Annotated in this window: 23 protein-coding genes and 1 pseudogene; 14 read left to right on the forward strand and 10 right to left on the reverse strand. The window is 68.5% G+C overall.

Annotation, left to right across the window (positions count from 1 at the left end; translation table 11 throughout):
• The first annotated feature begins 6 nt into the window (after positions 1-6).
• From ACVW00_RS00545 to ACVW00_RS00590, 10 genes are all read left to right on the forward strand, one after another.
• A complete protein-coding gene (locus tag ACVW00_RS00545) occupies positions 7-1,032 on the forward strand; it encodes an LLM class flavin-dependent oxidoreductase (protein WP_457108954.1) in 1,026 nt (341 codons plus the stop codon).
• A gap of 107 nt (positions 1,033-1,139) precedes the next feature.
• Entirely contained in the window at positions 1,140-2,354 is a 1,215-nt protein-coding gene (locus tag ACVW00_RS00550) for a cytochrome P450 (RefSeq protein WP_457108955.1), read from the forward strand.
• Positions 2,354-2,566: a ferredoxin gene (locus tag ACVW00_RS00555; RefSeq protein WP_457108956.1), complete on the forward strand. Its 213-nt coding sequence runs from the start codon at positions 2,354-2,356 to the stop codon at positions 2,564-2,566. The genes ACVW00_RS00550 and ACVW00_RS00555 overlap by 1 nt, the downstream gene beginning before the upstream one ends.
• Before the next feature lie 2 nt (positions 2,567-2,568).
• Positions 2,569-3,027 carry a nuclear transport factor 2 family protein gene (locus ACVW00_RS00560; RefSeq protein WP_457108957.1) on the forward strand — a complete coding sequence of 153 codons (459 nt, stop codon included), beginning with the start codon at positions 2,569-2,571 and terminating at the stop codon, positions 3,025-3,027.
• Positions 3,024-3,875: an SDR family NAD(P)-dependent oxidoreductase gene (locus tag ACVW00_RS00565; RefSeq protein ID WP_457108958.1), complete on the forward strand. Its 852-nt coding sequence runs from the start codon at positions 3,024-3,026 to the stop codon at positions 3,873-3,875. The genes ACVW00_RS00560 and ACVW00_RS00565 overlap by 4 nt, the downstream gene beginning before the upstream one ends.
• A 9-nt stretch (positions 3,876-3,884) precedes the next feature.
• Entirely contained in the window at positions 3,885-5,327 is a 1,443-nt protein-coding gene (locus tag ACVW00_RS00570) for an aldehyde dehydrogenase (protein ID WP_457108959.1), read from the forward strand.
• A gap of 3 nt (positions 5,328-5,330) precedes the next feature.
• Positions 5,331-6,137, forward strand: coding sequence for an SDR family NAD(P)-dependent oxidoreductase (locus ACVW00_RS00575; protein WP_457108960.1), 807 nt, complete (start codon positions 5,331-5,333; stop codon positions 6,135-6,137).
• Between the two features lie 145 nt (positions 6,138-6,282).
• Positions 6,283-7,839, forward strand: a complete 1,557-nt coding sequence (locus ACVW00_RS00580) for a sugar ABC transporter ATP-binding protein (protein ID WP_457108961.1) — start codon at positions 6,283-6,285, stop codon at positions 7,837-7,839.
• Positions 7,839-8,906, forward strand: a complete 1,068-nt coding sequence (locus tag ACVW00_RS00585; protein ID WP_457108962.1) for an ABC transporter permease — start codon at positions 7,839-7,841, stop codon at positions 8,904-8,906. Before ACVW00_RS00580 ends, ACVW00_RS00585 begins: the two co-directional genes overlap by 1 nt.
• A 44-nt stretch (positions 8,907-8,950) precedes the next feature.
• A complete protein-coding gene (locus ACVW00_RS00590; protein WP_457108963.1) occupies positions 8,951-10,096 on the forward strand; it encodes a sugar ABC transporter substrate-binding protein in 1,146 nt (381 codons plus the stop codon).
• Positions 10,097-10,276: 180 nt separating this feature from the next.
• Here the strand turns inward: ACVW00_RS00590 and ACVW00_RS00595 are convergent, their stop codons facing one another.
• A complete protein-coding gene (locus ACVW00_RS00595; protein WP_457108964.1) occupies positions 10,277-10,789 on the reverse strand; it encodes a zinc-binding dehydrogenase in 513 nt (170 codons plus the stop codon).
• Between the two features lie 182 nt (positions 10,790-10,971).
• A pseudogene (locus ACVW00_RS00600) lies at positions 10,972-11,232 on the reverse strand (alcohol dehydrogenase catalytic domain-containing protein); the annotation flags it as partial.
• 196 nt (positions 11,233-11,428) lie between these two features.
• On the opposite strand from ACVW00_RS00600, the gene ACVW00_RS00605 reads away from it, so the two are divergent.
• The gene (locus ACVW00_RS00605) at positions 11,429-12,235 is read left to right on the forward strand and encodes an SDR family NAD(P)-dependent oxidoreductase (protein ID WP_457108965.1); all 807 of its coding nucleotides are present in this window, start codon (positions 11,429-11,431) and stop codon (positions 12,233-12,235) included.
• 12 nt (positions 12,236-12,247) lie between these two features.
• On the opposite strand, the gene ACVW00_RS00610 is transcribed toward ACVW00_RS00605, so the two are convergent.
• Together ACVW00_RS00610 and ACVW00_RS00615 are read right to left on the reverse strand one after the other, a co-directional pair.
• Positions 12,248-13,168, reverse strand: coding sequence for an alpha/beta hydrolase (locus ACVW00_RS00610; protein ID WP_457108966.1), 921 nt, complete (start codon positions 13,166-13,168; stop codon positions 12,248-12,250).
• Between the two features lie 53 nt (positions 13,169-13,221).
• The gene (locus ACVW00_RS00615; RefSeq protein WP_457108967.1) at positions 13,222-14,832 is read right to left on the reverse strand and encodes a flavin-containing monooxygenase; all 1,611 of its coding nucleotides are present in this window, start codon (positions 14,830-14,832) and stop codon (positions 13,222-13,224) included.
• A gap of 94 nt (positions 14,833-14,926) precedes the next feature.
• On the opposite strand from ACVW00_RS00615, the gene ACVW00_RS00620 reads away from it, so the two are divergent.
• On the forward strand, positions 14,927-15,826 hold the full coding sequence (locus tag ACVW00_RS00620) for an amidohydrolase family protein (RefSeq protein WP_457108968.1): 900 nt from the start codon (positions 14,927-14,929) through the stop codon (positions 15,824-15,826).
• Here the strand turns inward: ACVW00_RS00620 and ACVW00_RS00625 are convergent.
• The 5 genes from ACVW00_RS00625 to ACVW00_RS00645 are packed head-to-tail and all read right to left on the reverse strand — an operon-like array spanning position 15,816 to position 19,782.
• Positions 15,816-16,292: a MaoC family dehydratase gene (locus ACVW00_RS00625; RefSeq protein ID WP_457108969.1), complete on the reverse strand. Its 477-nt coding sequence runs from the start codon at positions 16,290-16,292 to the stop codon at positions 15,816-15,818. The two genes, ACVW00_RS00620 and ACVW00_RS00625, sit on opposite strands and share 11 nt — an antisense overlap.
• A 31-nt stretch (positions 16,293-16,323) precedes the next feature.
• A complete protein-coding gene (locus ACVW00_RS00630) occupies positions 16,324-17,217 on the reverse strand; it encodes an HpcH/HpaI aldolase/citrate lyase family protein (RefSeq protein ID WP_457108970.1) in 894 nt (297 codons plus the stop codon).
• Between the two features lie 13 nt (positions 17,218-17,230).
• Complete coding sequence (locus tag ACVW00_RS00635) at positions 17,231-18,397, reverse strand: acyl-CoA dehydrogenase family protein (RefSeq protein WP_457108971.1); 1,167 nt, start codon at positions 18,395-18,397, stop codon at positions 17,231-17,233.
• Between the two features lie 29 nt (positions 18,398-18,426).
• Positions 18,427-19,224: an enoyl-CoA hydratase/isomerase family protein gene (locus ACVW00_RS00640; RefSeq protein ID WP_457108972.1), complete on the reverse strand. Its 798-nt coding sequence runs from the start codon at positions 19,222-19,224 to the stop codon at positions 18,427-18,429.
• Between the two features lie 45 nt (positions 19,225-19,269).
• On the reverse strand, positions 19,270-19,782 hold the full coding sequence (locus ACVW00_RS00645; RefSeq protein ID WP_457108973.1) for a VOC family protein: 513 nt from the start codon (positions 19,780-19,782) through the stop codon (positions 19,270-19,272).
• 101 nt (positions 19,783-19,883) lie between these two features.
• On the opposite strand from ACVW00_RS00645, the gene ACVW00_RS00650 reads away from it, so the two are divergent.
• The gene (locus ACVW00_RS00650) at positions 19,884-20,456 is read left to right on the forward strand and encodes a carboxymuconolactone decarboxylase family protein (protein WP_457108974.1); all 573 of its coding nucleotides are present in this window, start codon (positions 19,884-19,886) and stop codon (positions 20,454-20,456) included.
• 37 nt (positions 20,457-20,493) lie between these two features.
• Positions 20,494-21,660, forward strand: coding sequence for an acyl-CoA dehydrogenase family protein (locus tag ACVW00_RS00655; RefSeq protein ID WP_457108975.1), 1,167 nt, complete (start codon positions 20,494-20,496; stop codon positions 21,658-21,660).
• On the opposite strand, the gene ACVW00_RS00660 is transcribed toward ACVW00_RS00655, so the two are convergent.
• Positions 21,654-22,673, reverse strand: coding sequence for an LLM class flavin-dependent oxidoreductase (locus ACVW00_RS00660; protein WP_457108976.1), 1,020 nt, complete (start codon positions 22,671-22,673; stop codon positions 21,654-21,656). The two genes, ACVW00_RS00655 and ACVW00_RS00660, sit on opposite strands and share 7 nt — an antisense overlap.
• Between the last annotated feature and the right edge of the window lie 26 nt (positions 22,674-22,699).

Genomic DNA, 22,699 nt, shown 5'->3' on the forward strand with positions numbered 1-22,699 from the left:
AACGGCATGGCGCTGAGGTTCGGGCTGGCCATCATGAACGACTTCCCGCCGGACGTCGTGCCGGCCGATCGGATCGGACCGATGCGCGAGCAGGTACGCGCCGCACGCGATGCCGGCCTGTCGTCGATCTGGATGCTGCAGCACTACCTGGGGAGCATGCCCACGCTGCAACCGCTGCCCACGCTGGCGGCCATGGCCCAGGACGCGGGGGAGATGACCCTCGGGACGAACATGTTCATCCTCCCGCTGCGGCACCCGATCGACGTCGCGGAGGACTTCGCGACCCTCGACCACCTCACCGGAGGGCGCGCCGTCGCCGGGTTCGGCATGGGCTACCGCGAGAACGAGTTCGAGTCGTTCGGAGTCGACATGGGCGCGCGCGTGGGTCGCTTCGAGGAGTCGATCGATGTCATTCGGAGCCTGTGGTCGGGGGAGCGCACGACCTTCGACGGCGAGCACTTCCGGCTCAAGGACGAGCGGATCAGCCTCATCCCCACGCAGCAGGGCGGACCGCCGATCTGGATCGGCGCCGGGCCGCACAAGACGGGTGCCCAGAGGGCAGCGCGGCTCGGCGACGCCTGGATCGTTCCGCCGCACGTGGATCCGGATCGACTCAAGGTGGTTCTCGGGCACTACCAGGCCGAGCGCGACCGGCTCAATCGCGGGTCGTCGGAGCTCGTCGTACGTCGCGAGCTCGTCCTGGACCGTGACCCCGAACGCGCCCGGGCGATCGGCCTCGAGGCGCGCGGTGCCCTCACTCGCAAGTACGCCGAGTACAACGCTCCGCAGCAGGGCGACGCCTACAAGCACCTGGCGACCGACGCGGCGGCCGAGGAGACTGCGGACGCGTCCTACCTCTTCACCGACCCGGCGGGCGCCGTGGCCGCGCTCAAGGATCTCGAGGCCGGCGGAATCACCTACGTCGTCCTCCGGATGCAGTGGTTCGACCTCCCGCAGGACCAGGTGCTCGCGACGCTCGCCCTGTTCCGCGACGAAGTGATGCCGCACTTCGCCGGGCAGTCGGGGAGCTGACCCGAGCAGGTCCAAACTCCGGCAGCAGCCGTTGACAAAACCAATCTATGCATATGATTATATGTGTTGTCCGCCACAGCCCTTAGACCGTCTCCTGGAGGGGTCACATGACATCCGAGATCGACGCCGAACGGCGGTGTCCCGTCGTTCACACCGACTACCGCAACGACCGACCGGCGTTCACGACGATCCCCCAGCTGGGTGAGGAGCGCGAGCTCGCCCGTGCAGTGTGGAACGACAGCACCGAGTTCGGCTTCCTGATGGTGCAGCGTTACGACGACGTCATGGAGCTGCTGAAGCAGACCGACGTGCTGGTGAGCGACAACGTGAACGCGTTCGACCCCAACATGCAGATCCCGCTGATTCCCAACTCCCTGAACCCGCCCGAGCACACCAAGGTGCGGCGTGTGCTCAACCCGTTCTTCTCGCCGGCGGCAGTCAAGCGGCTCGAGCCCCTTGCCAAGGAGCGCGCCGAGAGCCTCATCGGCGCGTTGGCCGAGAAGAAGAGCGTGGACCTGGTCTCGGAGTTCGCGATCCTCTACCCGACCGAGCTCTTCCTTGCCCTCCTCGGTCTGCCGACCGAGGACGGCAAGATGGTCCTGCCCTGGGTGGAGGCCATCTTCGGCGGCTTCTTCGCCTCGACCCCCGAGCAGCTGCAGGCGGCCGGCGACGCGGTGGCCAGCTTCAACGAGTACTTCGGCAAGCTGGTCGACGAGCGCAGCGCCGAACCGGGGGACCCGGAGACCGACCTGGTCAGCCGCCTCCTCGTCTCCGAGATCGACGGCGTGCCGATGAGCCGCGACGACATCCTGGTCACCTGCATGACGCTGATGACCGCGGGGCTGGACACGACCCGGTCGGCGCTGGGATACATCTTCCACCAGCTCGCGACCGAGCCTGACGTCCGGCGGCGCATGGTGAGCGAGCCGGAGTCGTGGCCTCGCTTCATCGAGGAGGCGATCCGGGTCAACAGCCTGATCATCCAGGACGGCCGGCAGGTCAAGGAGGACATGGAGGTGCTCGGCTGTCCGATGAAGGCCGGGGAGATGGTCTGGCTCGGCCTCGCGGCCGCCAACCGGGACCCGCGGAAGTTCAAGGACCCGGACACCTTCGACATGGACCGCGAGGACCTCAACCACCACCTCGGGTTCGGCGCCGGCGTGCACCGCTGCATCGGCATGCACCTCGCACGAGCCGAGCTCGTCATCGCGCTGGAGACCTGGCACAAGATGATTCCCGACTACCGGTTGAGCGAAGGTGCCGAGCTCACCGAACGAGGCGGCCAGCTCCGGCTGCAGACGCTTCCGCTGGAGTGGGACTGATGAGCGCGAAGCTGGTCGTCGACTTCGACAGGTGCACCGGGCACGGTCGTTGCTACAGCACCTCACCCGACCTGCTCACCTACGACGAGGAAGGCTTCGTCAGCGTCCGGCACGCGCCGATGGATCTCGACGAGAGCCAGCTCCCCGCCGCCAAGACAGCCATGGACGCCTGCCCGGAGCAGGCCATGCGTATCGACTACGGAACGGAGTGATCATGAGCGACATCGAGGACCTGGTGGCCCGGGTACGTCGACTCGAGGACGTCGAGGCAGCCCGCAACATGCATCACATCTACGCGTCGACGATCGACGAGCCGAGCGCGAAGACCGTCGCCCAGCTGTTCGCCGAGGATGCTGTCCTGAACACGCCGATGGGCAGCTTCGATGGTCGCCAGGCGATCGAGGGCTTCTACGCGATGGCCTTCGAGGCCGACACCTCGCTGAAGCAGCACCTCATCACCGACGTCAAGGTCGTCTCCGCCGAGGGCGGCCGCGTCCGCCTCCAGAGCTACTTCCTCTACCTCGGGCGGGGCGACGACGCCTCTGTGATCGGCTGGGGGACCTACGACGACACCGTCGACGTGTCCGGTCCCGAGCCCGTCTTCGTCGAGAAGACGATCGACATCATCGTCGGCACCACGCTGGACGCCGGCTGGAAGAAGGACGCACAGTGACCGGTCGACTCGACGGCAAGGTCGCCGTCATCACCGGTGGCGCCAGCGGCATCGGCGCTGCCACGGTCCGCCGCTTCGTCGACGAGGGAGCAAAGGTCGTCATCGCCGACGTGCAGGACGACGCCGGGGAGCTGCTGGCCAAGGAGGTCGGTGAGTCCACGGTCTTCGCCCACTGCGACGTGAGCAACGAGGACGACATCGCTGCTGCCGTCGCCACGGCGGTCGGGACCTTCGGGGGTCTCGACGTCTTCTACGCGAACGCCGGCGTGATGGGGGCACTGGGGCCGATCGGCGAGACTCGCACCGAAGACGTGGACATCACCATCGCGGTCAACCTGCGCGGCGTGCTCTTGTCGATGAAGCACGCGTCGCGGCACATGCAGGCCCAGGGGAGTGGGGTCATCCTGGCGACCTCGAGCCCGGCAGCCAGGGTCGGAGGGGTCGGCGCGCACACCTACAGCGCCACGAAGGCCGGCATCATCGGGCTCGTCCAGTCCGTGGCCGCCGAGCTCCGACCGGCCGGAGTCCGGGTCAACGCAATCGTCCCGGGCGCGATCGTCTCGGCGATGACTGCGGGGATCCTGACCGGTGACGCGCAGGACACGGGCAGCGCCCACGACATCATCGCGACCTTCGAGAAGATGCCCAGGCCGGGCATGCCCGAGGACATCGCAGCCGCGGTTGCCTTCCTCGCCAGTGACGACGCTGCGTTCATCACCGGCTCGACGTTCCACGTCGACGGCGGATACACCGACGCCCCCGGCGACTCACCCTTCGCGACCGGAGACTGGTCGACCGTCGGCATGTACGAGGCAGGTCGGCGGACCAGCGGGTCGGAGGCGAGGTAGCACGTGGAGGTGCAGCAACTCTGGATGGGTGGTCACTGGGAAGGCTCCTCGGGCGACCGAGTTGCCGACGTGGTCAACCCCGCAGGCCTCGGCACCATCGCCCGCGCCCAGCTGGCGACGCCGGAGGACATGGAGAAGGCGGTCGCGCTCGCGCGTGAGAGCTTCGACAGCGGCGTCTGGCGAGAGCTGGAGCCCAGTCAGCGTGCGGCGGTGCTCCGCGATGCCGCCGATCGACTGGAGAAGCGCCTGCCCGAGCTGGCGCGCCTGCTCACCTCCGAGCTCGGGTGCCCGCTCTGGTTCGCAGAGAAGGCACACGTCCCCAACCCGATCCGCCACCTTCGCTACTACGCGGACCTGGTCGACGGTCGGTCGTTCGACGATCACCGGTCCGACGGCGTCAACACCTCGATCGTGGTCGAGGAGCCCGTCGGCGTGGTCGGTGCGATCACCCCGTGGAACGGGCCGCTGAGCTCCCCCACGCTGAAGGTCGCTCCCGCCCTCGCAGCCGGATGCTCGATCGTGGTGAAGCCGTCCTCCGAAACACCCCTCACCGTGATGGCGCTGGGCGAGGCGCTGGCAGAGGCCGGGCTCCCGCCCGGAGTGCTGTCGATCCTGCCGGCCGGCCGCGACGCCGGTGAGGTCCTCCTCCGGCATCCGGAGGTGGACAAGATCGCCTTCACCGGCAGCACCGAGACCGGCGTGATGATCATGAAGGCCTGTGCCGAGCGAATGGCGCGGGTCACGCTCGAGCTCGGCGGGAAGAGCGCGGCCGTCGTCCTTCCGGACGCGGACATCGATGCCTTCGTGGCGGCGCTGCTTCCGATGTCCTTCAGCGTCTCCGGACAGCTGTGCATCTCCCAGGCCCGGGTGCTCGTTCCGCGTTCGCTCGAGTCAGACGTCCGTGACGCCCTCACCGCCGCGATCGGGGCGCTGACGGTCGGTGATCCGATGGATCCGGACACCTACGTCGGTCCGCTGGTGAGCGAGAAGCAACGAGAGCGCGTCGAGGGCTACTTCGAGGTCGCCCTGCGCGAAGGGGCGACGATCGCCACCGGTGGCGCTCGCCCGGGATCCGTCGGCGACGGCTGGTACGTCGAGCCCACGCTCCTCGCCGACGTCACGAACTCCATGCGCGTCGCCCAGGAGGAGATCTTCGGGCCCGTGGTCGCACTCCTGGCCTACGACGACCTCGACGAGGCGGTCCGGGTGGCGAACGACTCGCCGTACGGGCTGTCGGGTTCGGTGTGGTCGGCCGAACGGGACGCCGCAGTCGCGGTCGCACGACGGATCCGGACCGGCATGGTCAGCGTGAACGGGGCACCGCAGGCCTACGGCACGCCGTTCGGCGGTTACAAGATGTCGGGGATCGGGCGCGAGATGGGGCCCGAGGGCCTGGCGTCGTTCCTCGAGAAGAAGTCCATCGCACTCGGTCACGTCACCACGGAGGAATGAGCCTTGAGCATCACCGAGCCCACGCTTGACAAGCGCTGCATCGTCACCGGATCGGCTCAAGGCATCGGACGTGCCGTCGCTGTCGAGCTGGGCAACCAGGGCGCAGCCCACGTCGTCCTCGCCGACCGCAACGCGGATGCGGCCGAGGAGACCGCCGAGCTGGTGCGCAAGACGGGTGCCGCGGCCACGGTGGTGGCCGTCGACCTCCGCGACAGGCAGCAGATCCACGACCTGGTCGGCACGGCGGTGCAGGCGATGGGGGGCCTCGACACGGTCGTCAACGTGGCCGGTGTCATCGAGGCCCTCCTCACGGACAAGCCGACGACCGTCGACCTGCTGGAGGAGGAGGTCTGGGACGCCGTCTTCGACGTCAACCTGAAGGCGATCTGGCTGCTGACCAAGTTCGCTGCGCCCGAGCTGCGCAAGGGCAACGGTCCCGCCATCGTGAACTGCTCGTCGGTCTCCGGCCTCACCGGCTACCCGATGGGGGCCGCCTACTGCGCGAGCAAGGGAGGCCTGATCCAGCTGACCCGCGCTGCAGCGGTCGACCTGTCCCCGGAGATTCGGGTGAACTGCTTCGCGCCGGGCTCCATCGACACCCCGATGCGGCACGGGTTCCTGGAGGCTGCTGAGGACAAGGAGGCAGTCGAGAAGTTCATGATCGCCTCCCACCTCGTGAGGCGGTCGGGCCAGGCAGATGAAGTCGCGAAGGTCGCCTGCTTCCTGGCCTCCGACGCGTCGTCGTTCGTCACCGGGGCTGTCTACACGGTCGACGGCGGCTCGCTCGCCTGGCGCGGAACCAACGCCTGACCCCTTTTCCTCGCAGCCCAGCCCCCTCTCGCCGGCACCGACCGTCTCGACGGCCGGTGCCGGCGGCGCGTCCAGCACCTGGAACTTCTGCATTCGTTCTGCTGAGTGATTGACATCACCCCGATCTATGATGATGATTACTACTATGCGCACGAGCGAGAGTCTGGCTGAGGCGGACGCGACCGAGGACGAGCTCTCCGGCGACGTCCCGGTCCTCTCTCTGGAGAACGTCTCCAAGACCTTCGCCGGAACTCGAGCCCTCGAAGCCGTCGACCTGGACATCCGCGCGGGCGAGGTCCACGCCCTGGTCGGGCAGAACGGGTCCGGCAAGTCGACGTTGATCAAGCTCCTGGCCGGGTACCACAGCCCGGACCCCGGCTCGACGGCTCGCTACAACGGCGAGGGCTTCCACCTCGGCCAGCGCGACACCAGCGGCTTCAGCCACATCAGGTTCGTCCACCAGGATCTCGGGCTCGTCCTCGAGATGAGCGCGACCGAGAACCTCGCGCTCAGCGCCGGGTTCATCGCCGGCCCGACCGGCCGGGTCCACTGGAAGGCGCAGGAGGCGCGCACGGAGGCCTCGCTGGCCAAGCTCGGTGTCGACATCGACATCCGGAAGCCGCTGGCGCTCGCGACGCCGGTCGAGCGGACGATCGTTGCCATCGCGGCTGCCCTGACCGGGTGGGAGAGCGGTCGCGGTCTGCTGGTGCTCGACGAGCCGACGGCCGTCCTGCCCCACACCGAGGTGGACCGGCTCCTCGAGATCGTCAGGGGCATCCAGCGGCTCGGGGCGAGCGTCCTCTACGTCTCCCACCGGCTGGACGAGATCTTCAAGATCGCCGACCGGGTCACCGTGCTCCGCGACGGCCACGTCATCGCGACTCGTGAGACCACCGGCCTGGACACGCAGTCACTGGCAGAGCTCATGGTGGGCGACCGGGTCGACGCTGCCTTCCGGCTCTCGCGACCGCCCGTCGCGGACCCCACCAGCGTGCTCGCCGTCCGAGACCTCGCTGGGGGGACCCTCCGCAGCCTGACTGCTTCGGTGGCGTCCGGCGAGATCCTCGGCATCGCCGGCTTCGCGGGATCCGGGAGCGAGGAGGTCCCCTACCTCCTCGCCGGCGCGCGCCCGGCGACCGCCGGCGAGGTCAAGCTCGCCGACGATGCGTGGAAGCCCGCCTCGCGGCTCGCCACGAGCGGCTTCCCGCTCGTGCCGGCGGACCGGCAACGGGAGGCCGCGGTTGCCGACTTCTCGGTCGCGGAGAACCTGACCCTTCGCGTCCTCGACCAGTTCACGCGAGGCGGCAGGTTGTCCTCGCGGCGGGAGTCCGACGTCGCCGACGAGTGGATCAGGAAGCTCCAGATCAAGGTCGCCAGTCCGCAGGCGTCGATCATGAGCCTCTCGGGCGGCAATCAGCAGAAGGTCATGATGGGGCGCTGCCTGGCCGCTGATCCAGGCGTGCTCGTGCTGGCCGAGCCGACCGCGGGCGTCGACGTGGGCACCCGGCAGGCGATCTACGAGCTCATCGGTGGCCTCGCAGACCGAGGCCTGGCCGTCGTCGTCACCTCGACCGACACCACCGACCTCATCGCGCTCTGCTCGCGGGTGGTCGTCCTCTCACGCGGTGAGCAGTGTGCGGAGCTCGTCGGTGAAGCCATCGACGAACGCTCACTCCTCGAAGCCATGGAAGCAGGAAAGTGATGACCCTTCAGTCAGTGCAGCCGGAGGCCGCAACCCAGGAGACCCTTCCCTCGCGCGAGAGCCGCCGGCTCGGCCGCTCACGCATCTGGGGCAACCTCGATCCCCGCAAGGTGAGTGCGCTCTACGTCCTGCTCGCGATCATCGTGGTCTTCTCGATCTGGGTCCCCGACACGTTCCTGCGCACCGCCACCGTCCGCCAGGTGTTCAACAGCAACGCGGTGATCGGACTGGCGGCGCTGGCGTTGGCGATTCCGCTGGCGGCGCGAGTCTTCGACCTGTCGTTCGCCTACACGATGTCCCTGTCCGGAGTCACGGCCGCGCACTTCATCGCGGACAAGGACTGGCCCGTCTGGGCCGCCGTGGGCGCTGCGCTGTTCGTCGCGCTCGTCGTGGGCCTGATCAACGCGTTCGTGGTCGTGATCATGCGCGTCGACTCGATGATCGGGACGCTCGCCACGGGCTCGATCATCCAGGCATTCATCACCTACGTCACGAACGAGATCCCGATCACGAACGCCAAGCTCTTCGGCACCTTCTCCAACATCGGGCAGAAGGACGTGGGCGGCTTCATCCTGCCCGTCTACTACATGTTGGCCATCGCTGCGGTGACCTACTTCGTGATGGAGCACACCGCCGTCGGCCGGCGCATCTACGCGACCGGCTTCAACACCGAGGCCGCCCGGCTGACCGGCATCAAGACCAAGCGGATCCAGTTCTGCGCGCTGCTCGTCTCGGCGGTCGTCGCGGGCTGGGCCGGAGTGGTCCTGGCCGCGGTCCTGGGGACCGGTTCGCCGACGGCCGGGACGCCGTACCTGCTTCCGGCCTTCGCGGCTGCCTTCCTGGGCGCCACGCAGATCAGGCCCGGACGATTCAACGCACGCGGAACCATTCTCGGGGTGGTCACCCTCGGTGCCGGCATCACTGGTCTCTCCCTGGCCACGGCGCCCACGTGGGCCGCCAACATGTTCACCGGCATCGTGCTCATCGCTGCGCTCGCCACCACCACGGTGCAGCGCAAGCCCAAGACCCCTGGCGCCGGCTGGCGTTCCAGGTTCCGTCGCCCTTGACGGAGCGCAGCACCCCATCACCCATCCCGCAAGGAGAAATGCACATGCGATTCGGTACGAAGACAGCCTTACGTCGACCTCGACTGCTCACGGCAGCTGTGGTGACGGTGGCGCTCGGCGCGCTGACAGCCTGCGGCTCCTCCGCGGGAGGTACCGCGAGCGGCGGCACCACCGACAAGGTCGACCAGAGCGGCATCGAGAAGGCACAGGCCCTCTACGACACCTACCTGAAGCGTCCGACCCAGATCCCCAACTCGACGCCGATCGGCAAGCCGGTCCCCACGGGCAAGAAGATCACCTTCATCGCCTGCGGAACCCCGTCGTGCACGCTCGAGGCCGCCATCATCAAGAAGGCGACGGACAAGCTCGGCTGGACGTTCTCCCAGATCGCCAACGACGGGACACCCGAGAAGACGAAGGCTGCGTGGCAGCAGATCCTGCGGGAGAAGCCCGACGGAGTCATCTACTCGGCGACTCCGCGCGCCGGGTTCGAGCCGGAGCTGCAGAAGGCGAAGGCCCTGGGCATCCACGTGACCGCCTGCTGCACGACGGACCCCCCGGAGAACGGTCTGGACTTCGTCATCGGTCAGCCCGCGCAGTCGAACCCGGTCGGCCAGGCCATGGCCTCGTGGGTGATCACGAACTCGAAGGGCAAGGCGAACTCGGTCTACGTCGACCTCTCCGCCTTCCCGATCCTCGCCGAGCTGTACAAGGGCTACACGGCCACCATGGCCAGCTTCTGCAAGGCGTGCAAGGTTGACCGGCTCGACATCCCGATCACGGCGCTGGGCAAGGACGTGTCCGAGCGCATCGTGGGCTTCCTGCGGTCGCACCCCGACACGAAGTACGTCGCGCTCTCCGTCGACGGTGCGCTCGGCGTCGGTCTCCCGGCCGCGCTGAAGGCTGCCGGCCTCAACGACATCAAGGTGGTCGGTGAGGGTCCTGACACGACCACGCTGCAGTACATCTCCAGCGGTCAGCAGCAGGCATCGGTGGCCTTCCCGTACTGGGAGGAGATGTACTCCCAGGTCGACGCACTTGCGCGGATCTTCGCGGGCGTGCCGCTCGAGGCCAAGACCACCGTCCCGAGCTGGATCATCACCAAGGACGACATGCCGACCGACAAGGAGATCTTCCCTGTCGTCGCCGACATGGAGGAGCAGTACTACAAGCTCTGGGGCGTTGCCTGAGCCGCTCCACCCTCGTCCCCGGGGCGTCGTGCGCAAGCGCGGCGCCCCGGGGCTTTCATCTGTCGCGCTGAAGGAGCCCGAGGGATGCCGGTCGCGGATGACCGCAGAGACCAGTGAACCGGGGGCCGCAAAGCCTTCCCCGACGATCTTGCGACTCCAGCCGATGCCGCTCTGGTCCGGTCAGAAGGTGAGGACTGTCCGAGCGCCCAGCGGGTTCTCGAGGGCGAAGAGGGCCTCGTTGACCTTCTCCAGCGGCACGGTCTCGCTGAGCAGCTCGTCGAGCATCAGCCGGCCGTCGAGGTAGAGCTGGCAGTAGAGCGGGATGTCGATCCGCGGCCGGGTCGACCCCATCTTGGTCCCCTGCAACCGCTTCTCGAGCAGGAGGTCGACCGCTGGGACTCGGACCTGGACGTCGGGTCGCGCGACGCCGACCACCGTGGCCGTGCCTCGGGTGTCGAGCATGGCGAAGGCCTGCTCGATCGTCGCCTCGATGCCGACCACCTCGATGGCGTGGTCCACGCCGAGCCCGCCGGTGAGCTCCTTGACCGCTTCGACGGGATGGACGCTCGAGGCGTCCACGGTGTCGGTCGCCCCGAACAACCGCGCCAGCTCGAGCTTCTCGGGGATCCGGTCGATCGCGATGATGCGAGCGGCGCCGACGAGTCGGGCACCTTGGACGGCATTGAGTCCCACGCGCCCCCGCACCCGATGACGGCGACGGTGTCACCGGCCTGGACTCGCGCGGCGTGCCGTACGGCGCCGAGGCCAGTGATGCCGGCGCACCCGAGGAGGGACGCCCGGTCCAGGGGCATCTCGTCGGGGAGCTTGACGAGGGTCCGCTCGTGCACGAGCAGCTGGTCGGCGAAGCCACCGAGGCCCACGAAGGGCTCGACCGACTCGCCGTGGCGGCTCAGGCGGGGCGGCCGACCTGCCGGCCTGCTGCGCCCCTTGTTCTCGCAGTGCTGTGGCTCGCCGCGCTGGCACCACCGGCAGTGCCCGCAGAACGAGGAGGCCGTGGTGGCAACGGGGTCGCCCACCTTGACGTACGTGACGTCTCGTCCCACCGCTTCGACGATCCCGGCGGCCTCGTGGCCGAGGAGCAGGGGAAGGGGGAGCGGATTGGCACCGAGCTGCATCGTCCGGTCGGTGTGGCACACTCCGGACGCCACCGTGCGCACGAGAACCTCGTCCGGTGCTGGGTCCGCGACGTCGACGTCCTCGATGACGAGGTCCGCACCGAACTCGTGCAGGATCGCTGCCTTCACCTGCGCTCACCTTCCACCAGTCTTGTGATGAATCAACGCTAGCACTAGATTGGTGATAATGAACAGTATGGATTCATCCCAGCTGCAGCCCTCTGCGACAGCATCCCGTTCCGGAGCTGCGTCCTACGACTTCGCCGGCGCGGTCGCGCTGGTGACCGGCGGCGCGTCAGGGATCGGCGAGGCCTGCGTGCGCGCGCTCGCGGCGGCTCATGCGCACGTGGTCGTTGCCGACCTGAGCCTGGAGGCAGCCGAGGCGCTCGCCGGCGAGCTCGACGGTGACTCGGCTCGAGTCGTCGCGGCCCAGGTCGACGTCAGCGACCCGGCGGGGGTCGAGGCGCTGGGCGCGTACGTCGAGGAGACCTTCGGCCGACTCGACCTCGCCGTCAACAGTGCCGGGATCGGGGTGACCAACCAGCTGGTGGCCGACCACGACCCGGAGATGTGGCGCAACGTCCTCGCGGTGAACCTCGACGGCACCTTCCTCTCCTTGCGGATGGAGCTCGACCTAATCCGCAGGACCGCAGGGCGCGGGTCGGTCGTCAACATGGCGTCGGTCCTGGCACACCGCGGGTGGGTCGGCTCGGCGGCGTACGTCGCCTCCAAGCACGCGGTGATCGGCCTCACCCGGACGGCAGCGATGGAGAATGCCGAGCTCGGCGTGCGCGTGAACACCGTGAGCCCGGGGTTCATCGAGACGCCGCTGCTCGTCGAGCGGCACGACGCAGAAGCGCGCGCCGCCATCGGTGCCTTGCACCCGGTGCAGCGTCTCGGATCTCCCGACGAGGTCGCCGCCGTCGTGCTGTGGCTGCTCTCCGACTCGGCGGCCTTCGTGACGGGGGCCGACTTCCCTGTCGAGGGCGGCTTCCTGTCCTGATCAGGTGCCCGGTCAGCCGAGCGCCGGCGCGACGTCCTCCGCCAGCGCAACGATGCGCGCGACGAGGCCGTCGCGGGCCGTGCGCGCGCCGGACGAGGCGGCCGTGAAGCGCAGGAAGCCGTGGCACAGCGACGGGTGCAGCTCCGCCGTGACCGGTACGCCGGCCTCGGCCAGCCTCCGCGCGAACGAGCGGGCTTCGTCGCGGAGCGGGTCGTGCCCTGCGACCACCAGGTGGGTCGGAGGCAGACCGGCCAGCGACGCCGCAACGAGTGGCGCGACCCGGTCGTCCTCACGCGGGTTGCCGTCGAGGTAGTGGTCGAGGAACCAGCGCATGTCGGCGGCTCCCATCGGGAAGGCCTCGGCCTCGGAGGCGTAGGAGTCCGTGGTGACGTCGGTGTCGAGCACCGGATAGACCAGCACCTGGAACGCCAGTCGCACATCCGGCTCGTCGCGAAGGGCGAGCGCGGTCGCCGCGGCCAGGTTGCCGCCCGCGCTGTCACCGCCGACCGCCACTCGTCCGTGGGTCGCGGATGCCCAGCACGTCGCGGTGAGCATGTCGTCGAAGGCGGCGGGGAAGCGGTGCTCGGGAGCGAGCCGGTAGTCGACGCTCACGACGCGCACGCCGCCCGCAGCGACGAACCGGCAGAGCTCGTCGGAGTAGTCCAGGTCGCCGGTGACCCAGCCGCCGCCGTGCGCGTAGACGAGGGTCGCTGCGGCGTCTGCAGCTGCGTAGACACGGACATCGACGCCGCGTCCACCGTGCTCTGCCACCACGTCGGTGACGGCGACCTCGGTGGGTCCGGCCGCGCACAGGCGGTTGCCGCCCCGCACCCGCTCTCGGGCCTCGCTGGGCGAGAGCTCCACGAGGGGCGCGAGCCCCGCCTCACGGCTCCGGTCTCGCAGGGCGGCGATCTCGTGGTCGAGGTCCGTCACCGCTGCGCCGCTCCGATCGGACGTCCCGGCCACCATCGCGTCCCAGGCCGTCCTCAGGTCGTCACGAAGCCGCGGTAGCCGTCGGCGGCCACGTCCTCGCAGATGTCACGGTAACGGCCGACGCCGCCGAGATAGAGGCTGAACACCCGCGGCTTGCCGGTCACGTTCGCACCGACGTACCAGGAGTTGCCCTTGAAGTAGAGCGTGTGCGACGCGATCTCGTTGACCTCCGCGACCCAGGTGCGCTGCTCCTCGAGCCCGGCTTCGGCGCGGTGCAGGCCGTTCTTGTGCATGTGCTCGAGGTAGTCGGTGATCCACTCGACGTGCTGCTCGATGGAGATCACCACGTTCGACAGCACGGACGGGGATCCCGCTCCGGCGACGAAGAACATGTTCGGGAAGCCGTGGGTGGCGACGCCGAGATAGGTCTGCGGCCCTTCCGCCCAGGCCTCAGGGAGGGTCAGGCCGCCGACCCCCTTGATGTCCATCTCGAACAGGGCGCCGGTGAGCGCGTCGTACCCCGTCGCCAGGACGAGGACGTCCAGGGGGTACTCCTGACCGGCCGTCCGGACACCGTTCGGCGTGATCCGCTCGATCGGGTCAGCCTTGACGTCGACCAGCGTCACGTTGTCGCGGTTGAAGGTGTCGTAGTACCCGATCTCGAGCACGAGCCGCTTGGACCCGAAGGGGTAGCCCTTCGGGCAGAGCCTCTCGGCCGTCTCCGGGTCCCGCACGAGGCCGCGGATCTTCTCCCTGACGAAGTCGCCGGCCAGCTCGGCCGCGTCCTCGTTCGTCCGCAGGTCGGTGTAGGAGGCGAGGATGTCCGGACCGCCGCGCGCCCAATGGCCCTCGAACATCTCCTGGACCGCCCCCGGGTCCACGTCGAGAGCTGCCTGGGTGCCGATCACCCGGTGCGTCCCGCCAGGCGTGTGGCGGGCCTGCTCGCGGTACTCGCCGAACCGGCTCTTCAGGTCGGCGATGAACTCCGGCTCCAGTGGCCTGTTGTTCGCCGGGATCGCGTAGTGCGCTGTCCGCTGGAAGACGTAGAGGTGGCCCGCACCCTTCGCCAGCTGCGGGATCACCTGGACGCCCGAGGACCCGGTCCCGATCACGCCGACCCGCTTGTCGGCGGTGTCCACGCCCTCCTGCGGCCACTGGCCGGTGTGGTAGAGCTCGCCGCTGAAGTCCTCGAGGCCCTCGATCTCCGGGAGCTGCGTCTTCGACAGCTGGCCGGTGGCCATGATCACGAATTCCGCGACCACCTGGTCGCCGCGGTCGGTGACGGCGACCCAGTGGTCGGCTTCCTCGTCGTAGGTGAGCGACTCCACCCGCGTCCGGAAGCTCGCGTCCCGGCGCAGATCGAGCCGGTCCGCCACGAAGTTCAGGTAGCGCAGGATCTCCGGTTGCGCCGGGTAGCGCTCGGTCCACGTCCACTCCTGCACGATCTCGTCGGAGAAGGAGTAGCAGTAGTCGACGCTCTCGATGTCGCAGCGGGCGCCCGGGTAGCGGTTCCAGTACCAGACACCGCCCACGTCCGGGGCGTCGTCGATGAGGTGGACCCGCCGACCCTGCTCCCGCAGGCGGTGGAGGGCATAGAGGCCCGAGAAGCCGCCGCCCACCACGAGCACGTCGAGCTCATGGGGTGGCTCCCTGCGTTCCGTCATCAGACCTCCTTGCGACAATCATGCATATGAATAATATAGTTTTCGGGATCTGACGGCGCAAGAGCTGCGATGGACCGATTCAGCAGGAGGCGGCGTGGACGGTACGACGGTCAGCTCGCCGGTCGTGGACGCACACGTGCACGTGTGGGATCTGGACCGCCGGCCGCAACCGTGGATCGACCCTCGCAGCATGGCCGTCCTCGCGCGCGACTTCCAGCCCGGCGAGCTCACCGCGGAGGTGGCATCGGCCGGAGTCTCGAGTGCAGTGCTGGTGCAGGTCCTCAACGACGCCGCGGAGTCCGACGACCTGATGTGGGCGGGTGCCGGACGGCCGTTCATCGGTGTCGTGCCCTGGATCGACCTCCTCCGCCCCGACCTGGAGACGCAGCTCGATTCCTTGGCCAGTCATCCGTCGGGCGCCCATCTCGCCGGGGTGCGCCACCAGGCCCTTGCGGAGCCAGATCCCGCTGCTTGGTTGGCGCGCGCAGCGGACGGGCCGGCGTTCGGGCTGCTCGGCCGGCGGGGCCTGGCCTTCGACCTGCTGCTCGGGCCCGGGCACCTCGCCGCGGCGTACGCGGCCGTCGCCGCGCATGGCGGGACCACGTTCGTCCTGGACCACGCCGGCAAGCCGCCGGTGACGTCCGGATGGCATTCACCCGCCTCGCAGGAGTGGGCCGCCGGCATCGCGGCGCTCGGCCGGCTGCCGAACGCGATCTGCAAGCTCTCCGGGCTGACCACGCTGGCCGACCGGTCGAGCTGGGAGGTCTCGGACCTGAAGGCCTACGTGGACCACGTGCTCGCGTGCTTCGGCGCCGAGCGGGTGATGTTCGGCTCGGACTGGCCGGTGAGCCTTCGAGCCGGTTCCTATGCACGCACCGTCGAGACCGCCCACGACCTGGTCGCGACGCTGTCCCGGGACGAGCAGGAATCAGTGCTCGCCGGGACTGCACGCCGCGTGTACCACCTGCGGGAGCCGGCCGGCCCTACGAGCTGACGACCTCGCGGTTCGCGAACGCGCGCTTCAGCATCAGGCCCGCGCGGTGCGCGATGTGCACGACCTCGCCCCTCTGGTTGATGCCGCGATGCTCGAAGAAGACGATGCCCGAGTCCTCGCGGCTCTTGGACTCCCGCTTGTCGGTGATCGTCGTCTCCGCGCGGAGCGTGTCGCCGTGGAAGACGGGACGGGGGAAGTCGAACTTCGTGTAGCCGAGGTTCCCCAGCGTCGTGCCGAGGGTCAGGTCGTTGACGATCATCCCGCCGATCACACCGGCGGTCCACAGGCTCGGGACGAGCCGTTGACCATGGATGGTGCCCTCCATGTAGTGCTGGTCCAGGTGGATCGGCGCGGGGTTCATGGTGAGTCCGCAGTACAGGATCGTGTCGGTCTCCGTGACGGTGCGCGTCCAGTCGTGGACGTACTCCTTGCCGATCTCGAAGTCCTCGAAGTAAAGGCCGGCCATGGTGCTCTCCTTGTGTGCTGGGTCCTTGGTCTCAGATGCCGCCGTTGAGCTCGGCGAGCCGGTCCACCCGTGCCAGCCACTCCTCGGCCTTGTCGGCGTGGGCCTTGTCGACGTGGATCTCGCCGTACATGACCGCGCCGTCGCCGCGCTTCTCGGCGGCGTAGTAGGTGTCGAGCAGGCCCCGGTAGAAGTCGATCTGCTCGCTGTCCGGCGTGAAGACCGCGTTGACCACCGGCACGTGGGAGGGATGGAGCACGATCTGCCCGCGGAAGCCCATCTTGCGGCCGCGCGTGGTGAACTCGCGCAGGCCGTCCAGGTCGCGGATCCGCTCCCACAGGGCAGTCAGCGGGTGGCGTCCGGCGGCGAGCGTGGCGAGCAGGATCTTGGTCCGGTGGACCATCGACTCGGTGCCCTCCGGGGTCCACTCGTAGCCCACGGCCTTCGCGATGTCGGCGTGCTCGGCGGTCGGACCGATCATCGCGCCCACGCGCGGAGATGCTGCCGCGATCTCCTCGCAGTTCTGGATGCCCTGGATCGTCTCGACGGGGACGATGTACTCCAGGCCCGTGACCCCTGCGCGGGCCTCGAAGTGGTCGAGCAGTGCGTCGTACTTGTACACCTCGACGGCGGAATTGACCTTCGGTGCGAAGACGCCGGTGAGCCCCGGTGCGACCGCCCACTCCAGGTCGACGCCGGCCAGCCCGGTGCCGAGCGAGTTCGGCCTGACGAACAACCCCATCGCCGGGTGTGACTTGGCGAACCGCTCGACGGCGGCAGCGACCTGCTCCCGGGCCTCGGGCTTGAGGTGGTCGGGGACGGAGTCCTCGAGGTCGAAGCACACGGCGTCGGCCCCGGAGTCTGCGGCCTTCTCGAACCAGGACGTCTTGTGAGCCGGGACGAAGAGGACGGAGCGGTAGGGCAACATGTCGTCGGTCCTCTCAGTAGCTGCGCGGCAGACCGAGGACGTGCTCGGCCAGGTAGTTGAGGACCATCTCCTGGGTGATCGGCGCGATCCGCTTCAGACGCGCCTCGCGGAAGTAGCGCTCGACGTGGAACTCCTTGCCGTAGCCGTAGCCGCCGTGGACCTGGATGGCGACGTCGGCTGCCTTGAACGCTGCGTCGGCAGCGAGGTACTTGCCCTCGTTCGCCTCCTTGCCGCACTCGTAGCCGTTGTCGAGCAGCCACGCGGCCCTGTCGATCATCAGCTGCGCCGCGTCGAGGCGCATCATCGCCTCGGCGATGGGGTGCGAGACCGCCTGGTTCTGGCCGATCGCCCGGCCGAACACCTGCCGCTCCTTCGCGTACGACGTGGCGCGCCGAACCGCGGCCCGGCCGATCCCGGTCGCGGCGTTGGACGCGATGATCCGCTCCGCGTTGAGGCCGGCGAGGATGGCCCGGAAGCCCTTCCCGACCTCACCGACGACGTCCTCGTCGGCGACGAACAGGTCGTCGATGAACAGCTCGTTGGTGTCGACCGCATTCCTGCCGAGCTTGGGGATCTCGCGGATCTGCACGTGGTCGGGATCCATCTCGGCGAAGAGCAGGGTCATGCCGTCGGTACGTTTCGCGCAGTCCTCACGCTTCGTCGTACGGACGAGCAGCAGCATCCGCTCGGCTTCCTTGGCCTTGGTGATCCAGACCTTCTTGCCCGAGACCCGGAACCCGCCCTCGACCTTGCGGGCGAAGGTCGTGATGCCGGTCGTGTCGGTGCCCGCATCGGGCTCGGTGACGGCGAAGGAGATGTGCAGGTCGCCGTTGGGCACACGAGGCAGGAACCGTTGCTTGAGGTCCTCGGAGCCGTGCCGGATGATCGGGTCGAAGCCGAAGATGCCGATGTGCACGGCGCTGCACGCGTTCATCCCGCCGCCCGAGGCGGAGATCTCGTGCTCGACGATCGCGGCCTCGGTGACGCCGAGGCCCCCGCCGCCGTACTCCTCGGGGATGGTGATCCCGAGCCAGCCTGCCTTCGCGACTGCGTTGTAGAACTCCCAGGGGAATTCCTTGGAGTTGTCGTGCTCCATCCAGTACTGGTCGTCGAAAGGCTCCATCATGTCGCGCACCGCGGCGCGGATGTCGTCGTGGAGGGAGTTCGGGGCAAAGTCCATCGTTCGTGTCCGATCAGGTGTGCGGTCGGTTAGTGGGATTGGGTCGGGAGCTCGCCGGGATCCAGCTGGAACTGCGGCGGCCTCTTGCCGAGGAACGCCGAGGCGCCCTCGACCATGTCCGGGCTCCCGATCGCCTGGACGAGCATGCCGACACCCTGCGCGAAGGAGTCCCGGGCGCTGTTCCACCAGACGTTGGAGCTGACCTTGGTGATCTCGAGGTAGCGGGGGCTCAGCGCCGCGATCTCCGCGCACCAGCGCTCCACCTCCTGCTCGAGCTCGTCATCAGGGACGACCGCGTTGACCAGGCCGAGGTCGAGGGCTTGCTGGGCGGAGTACCGCCTGCAGAGCATCGCCATCTCCTTCGCGCGCTTCTCGCCGATCTGGACGGACAGCACGTTGGTCGCACCGGTGACCGGGGCGGAGCCGACGCGGGGTCCGGTCTGCCCGAAGGTGGCCGTGGCCGAGGCGACGGCGAGGTCGCAGGCAACCACCAGCTCGTTCCCACCGCCCGCCGCAGCGCCGTTCACCGCGGCGATCACCGGACGTGGGCAGGACCGGATGGCGTCGAACATCCGTGACGAGGCGCGGTAGAGCGCGCGCATGCCGCGCGTCGTCGGCGAGGTCATGCCGGCGAGCATCCCGCCCGCGCAGAATGCGCCCTCGGAGCCCGTGATGACCACCGAGCGCACCTCGCCGCACTCCTCGAGCACCTCGGCCACGCGAACCGCCATGTGCTGGTCGTAGGCATTGCGCGCCCCCGGGTTGTCGAGGATGATCCAGCGGCTGTCGCCGCGGTCCTCAACTCGGACGTCACCTGATCGCTCCACAAACTCATGGTAATCATGATCAGGGTTTGTGGTCAAGCCGTCACCTCATGCCGTGGGTGCCTGTTCCCGCGAGCTGCGGTACTCGGCGATCGCTCGCTCGCGTGCTTCGGAGTCGCGGTAGGCGACTTCGACCAGCTCGACCCTGACGTCGTCGGGATCGAGCAGGAACGTCGTCCGCAGCCCGGCGAACGGTCCCTCGTCGATGACGTTGACGGGCCCGAGGAACTGCCCGCCTCGCGCTGTGATCGCGACGCGAGTCGCCTGCACATCGCTCACCTCGAACGCGACGTGCTGGGCGCCGAGAGCGTGCGAGGCGATCAGGTCGTCGGAGTCCCGGGGCGGGCTGGAGAACTCGAGCAGCTCGATCTCCTGATCGCCCGCTGAGAGCATCACGCCACGCAGACTGGCGCCGGGAAGCCGGAGCAGCGTGTCGATGACCTCGCCGGAGGCCCGCTCGGACGGCTCGGTGGCCATCCGAAGTCCGAGCACGCTGGTGTAGAAGTCGATGGACCTGTCGAGGTCTGACACGACGATGCCGACATGGTGGATCCCGATCATGCGTTCCGTCCTCTCGCCTGGCGCCGCGCGTCGCTGCCCCGCCGCTGTAGCGTATTCCTGCGAATGATGATCCATAACTGCTGCCGAACGGATTCTGAGTGATGCGGATACCGCCCGTCGAGAACCCGGACGCCGAACAGGCCGCTCTGCTGTCGAAGACGCTGGCCGGCCCCGGCGGTGCGCCGCTCAACCTGTTCTCCACGATGGTCCGGTGGCCGGAGCTGATGCGCCGCGTGAGCGCACTCGGTGGCTACTTCCTGACGCGGGGGGCGCTCACCGCGACGCAGCGAGAGCTCGCGATCCTGAGGACCGCTGCGCTGCTGGGCTCGGAGTACGAGCTCACCCAGCACCGCTGGATCGCGGCCGACATGGGCATCGCCACCGGAAGCATCGAGGCCGCAGCTCATCCGGACCGAGCCGCTGCCGCCTGGGGGCCCGCGGAGGCGGCAGTGATGGCATTGGTCGGCGAAGTGGTCGAGGTCGGGGACCTCACCGAGGCGACCTGGACGACCGCCCGCGAGCTGCTGGGTGAGGACGCCACCGTGGAGGCTGTCCTGCTCGTCGGGTTCTACCGGATGCTGGCGGGCTTCATCTCGGTGGCCGGGGTCCAGGTCGACCTCGCGACACGGCGATCTCTGGGTTCTGATGACTGGCCTGCGGAGAACAACTACTGATAATAGTTATCAAAGAACTCTCGAGATCGGTGTGTGGATGGACTTCCAGCAGAACCCGCTCCACAAGGAGCTCCGCGAGTCCGTGCTGCGCCTGTGCCAGCCCTTCGACGACCACTACTGGATGGAGCACGACGAGTCGAAGGAGTTCCCGGACGACTTCTGGCGGGCCGTCGCGGATGCCGGCTGGTTCGGTCTGACGGTGCCTGAGGAGTACGGCGGAGGCGGCCTGGGCATCGCCGAGGCCGCGGTCGTGGAGCAGGCCCTCGCCGAGTCGGGGGGAGGGATGAACGCCTGCAGTGCGGTGCACATCGGCATCTTCGGCTTCGAACCGATCCTCAAGTACGGGAGCGAGGAGCTCAAGGCACGCTTCCTGGCACGGATGATCAGCGGAGACCTGCACATCGCCTTCGGGGTGACCGAGCCCGACGCCGGGACCGAGACCACCAACATCTCCACCTTCGCCAGAAAGGTCGACGGCGGCTACCTCGTCACGGGCAAGAAGGTGTTCATCACCAAGGCGCAGAGCGCCGAGCGGATCCTCCTGCTCACCCGAACGGCCGCCCGGGACGCCGGCGCGAAGAGGACTGACGGGATGACCGTCTTCTTCGCCCCGATGGACCGCGACAAGATCCTGGTCCGTCCGATTCCGAAGATGGGTCGCAACGCTGTCGACACCAACGAGCTCTTCATCGACGAGCTGTTCGTCCCCGACGAGGACGTGGTCGGCGACGTCGGCAGGGGCTTCGAGGTGATCATCGCCGGACTGAACGCCGAACGCATTCTCTCCGCCAACGCCGCCCTCGGGATCGGCCGTGCCGCGCTCAGGCGCGCCGTGACCTACGCCAACGAACGTGTGGTGTTCGGGAGGCCGATCGGCCAGAACCAGGGCATCGCCTGGCCTTTGGCCGAGGCCCGCATGAAGCTGGAGGCGGCCGACCTGGTCCTGCAGAAGGCCGCGTGGCTCCTCGACAACGGCCTTCCGTGCGCCGAGGAGGCCAACATGGGCAAGTACCTGGCAGCGGAGGCCGCGAACTTCGCCGCCGACCACGCGGTCGGGACCCACGGCGGCTACGGCTTCGCCAAGGAGTTCCACGTCGAGCGCTACTTCCGGGAAGCGCGACTGCACAAGCTCGCACCGGTCAGCCAGCAGATGGTGCTCAACTACGTCAGCGAACGCGTCCTCGGGCTGCCCCGCAGCTACTGAGTGTCGTCGCGGAGCGCTGGCATCACCCTGGTCCGGAACATCTCCAGCGTCTTCAGCACCCGCTCCTGCGGCAGGTCGTACCACTGCATCCGCAGGATGACCGTGTCGATCCCGGTGTCGCGGAGCTCTCGCAGTCTCGCGATCGCATACTCGGGATCGCCGAAGATGTAGGACTCATCGGCCACCTCGTCAGCCTTGTCACGGCCCTCCAGGTGCTTGTAGACGCCGGTCGTGTCGGGCGGGGCGTAGGCGCCGTACGCCGCCGACGCCTTCGCGCGGACCTCCTGCCCGACGGTCCGAGCCAGCTCCTGGTCGTCGTCGAGCAGCATGTCCCGCCGCACGGCGAGGCCCTCGTCGCGAGGCTTGCCGAGCCGCTCGCGCTCGTCGCGGTAGTAGGCGAGGACCACCTGGAGACGTTCCGGGCTCGCATGTGGAGGCACCAGCCAGGCGTCGCCCAGCGCGGCCGCCCGGCGGGCGCCGGCCGTGTGGACGCCTGATCCGACGTAGATGGGAATCCCGCCGGGACGGACGGGGCGCAGGCTGGCTCTCTCGTTGTCGATGGTGAAGTGCTTGCCCGTGAAGCTGACCGCATTGCCTGACCAGAGCTCGCGAAGGATCTGCACGCTCTCCTCGTAACGACCCAACCGGTCGGCCATGGGGATGCCGAACGCATCGAACTCGTTGGGCCGGTAGCCCATGCCGAACCCCGCGATCACGTGCCCGTTCGTCAGGTGGTCGAGCGTGGCGAAGGACTCGGCGACCTCCACGGGGTGGCTGAGCGGGAGGATGAACATGTTCGTGCCGATGTCCATGCTGCCGATGTGCGGTGCGAGGGCGGCCATCGTGGGGATGGGCGCCAGGGTCTCCATGTTTCCCAGGTAGTGGTGCAGCAGCCAGACGGAGCCGAAGCCGGCGTCGGCGGCCGCGCGCACCTGGTCGCGGAGGTGCGCGATCTTGTCCTGGCTGAGCGTTCCGGGTGGGAAGTCGTTGACGACTGCGAGTCCGAACTGCACCCTCGTACCTCCGGACCGACCGCCGC

The sequence above is a fragment of the Marmoricola sp. URHA0025 HA25 genome (assembly GCF_054059435.1).

What these genes read in the sequence shown, in the direction of transcription:
- ACVW00_RS00545 (WP_457108954.1), top strand. Translation starts at nt 7, where the DNA reads ATGGCGCTGAGGTTCGGGCTGGCCATCATGAACGACTTCCCGCCGGAC.
- ACVW00_RS00550 (WP_457108955.1), top strand. Translation starts at nt 1,140, where the DNA reads ATGACATCCGAGATCGACGCCGAACGGCGGTGTCCCGTCGTTCACACC.
- ACVW00_RS00555 (WP_457108956.1), top strand. Translation starts at nt 2,354, where the DNA reads ATGAGCGCGAAGCTGGTCGTCGACTTCGACAGGTGCACCGGGCACGGT.
- ACVW00_RS00560 (WP_457108957.1), top strand. Translation starts at nt 2,569, where the DNA reads ATGAGCGACATCGAGGACCTGGTGGCCCGGGTACGTCGACTCGAGGAC.
- ACVW00_RS00580 (WP_457108961.1), top strand. Translation starts at nt 6,283, where the DNA reads ATGCGCACGAGCGAGAGTCTGGCTGAGGCGGACGCGACCGAGGACGAG.
- ACVW00_RS00585 (WP_457108962.1), top strand. Translation starts at nt 7,839, where the DNA reads ATGACCCTTCAGTCAGTGCAGCCGGAGGCCGCAACCCAGGAGACCCTT.
- ACVW00_RS00590 (WP_457108963.1), top strand. Translation starts at nt 8,951, where the DNA reads ATGCGATTCGGTACGAAGACAGCCTTACGTCGACCTCGACTGCTCACG.
- ACVW00_RS00605 (WP_457108965.1), top strand. Translation starts at nt 11,429, where the DNA reads ATGGATTCATCCCAGCTGCAGCCCTCTGCGACAGCATCCCGTTCCGGA.
- ACVW00_RS00615 (WP_457108967.1), bottom strand. Translation starts at nt 14,832, where the DNA reads ATGACGGAACGCAGGGAGCCACCCCATGAGCTCGACGTGCTCGTGGTG.
- ACVW00_RS00625 (WP_457108969.1), bottom strand. Translation starts at nt 16,292, where the DNA reads ATGGCCGGCCTTTACTTCGAGGACTTCGAGATCGGCAAGGAGTACGTC.
- ACVW00_RS00630 (WP_457108970.1), bottom strand. Translation starts at nt 17,217, where the DNA reads ATGTTGCCCTACCGCTCCGTCCTCTTCGTCCCGGCTCACAAGACGTCC.
- ACVW00_RS00635 (WP_457108971.1), bottom strand. Translation starts at nt 18,397, where the DNA reads ATGGACTTTGCCCCGAACTCCCTCCACGACGACATCCGCGCCGCGGTG.
- ACVW00_RS00645 (WP_457108973.1), bottom strand. Translation starts at nt 19,782, where the DNA reads ATGATCGGGATCCACCATGTCGGCATCGTCGTGTCAGACCTCGACAGG.
- ACVW00_RS00650 (WP_457108974.1), top strand. Translation starts at nt 19,884, where the DNA reads ATGCGGATACCGCCCGTCGAGAACCCGGACGCCGAACAGGCCGCTCTG.
- ACVW00_RS00655 (WP_457108975.1), top strand. Translation starts at nt 20,494, where the DNA reads ATGGACTTCCAGCAGAACCCGCTCCACAAGGAGCTCCGCGAGTCCGTG.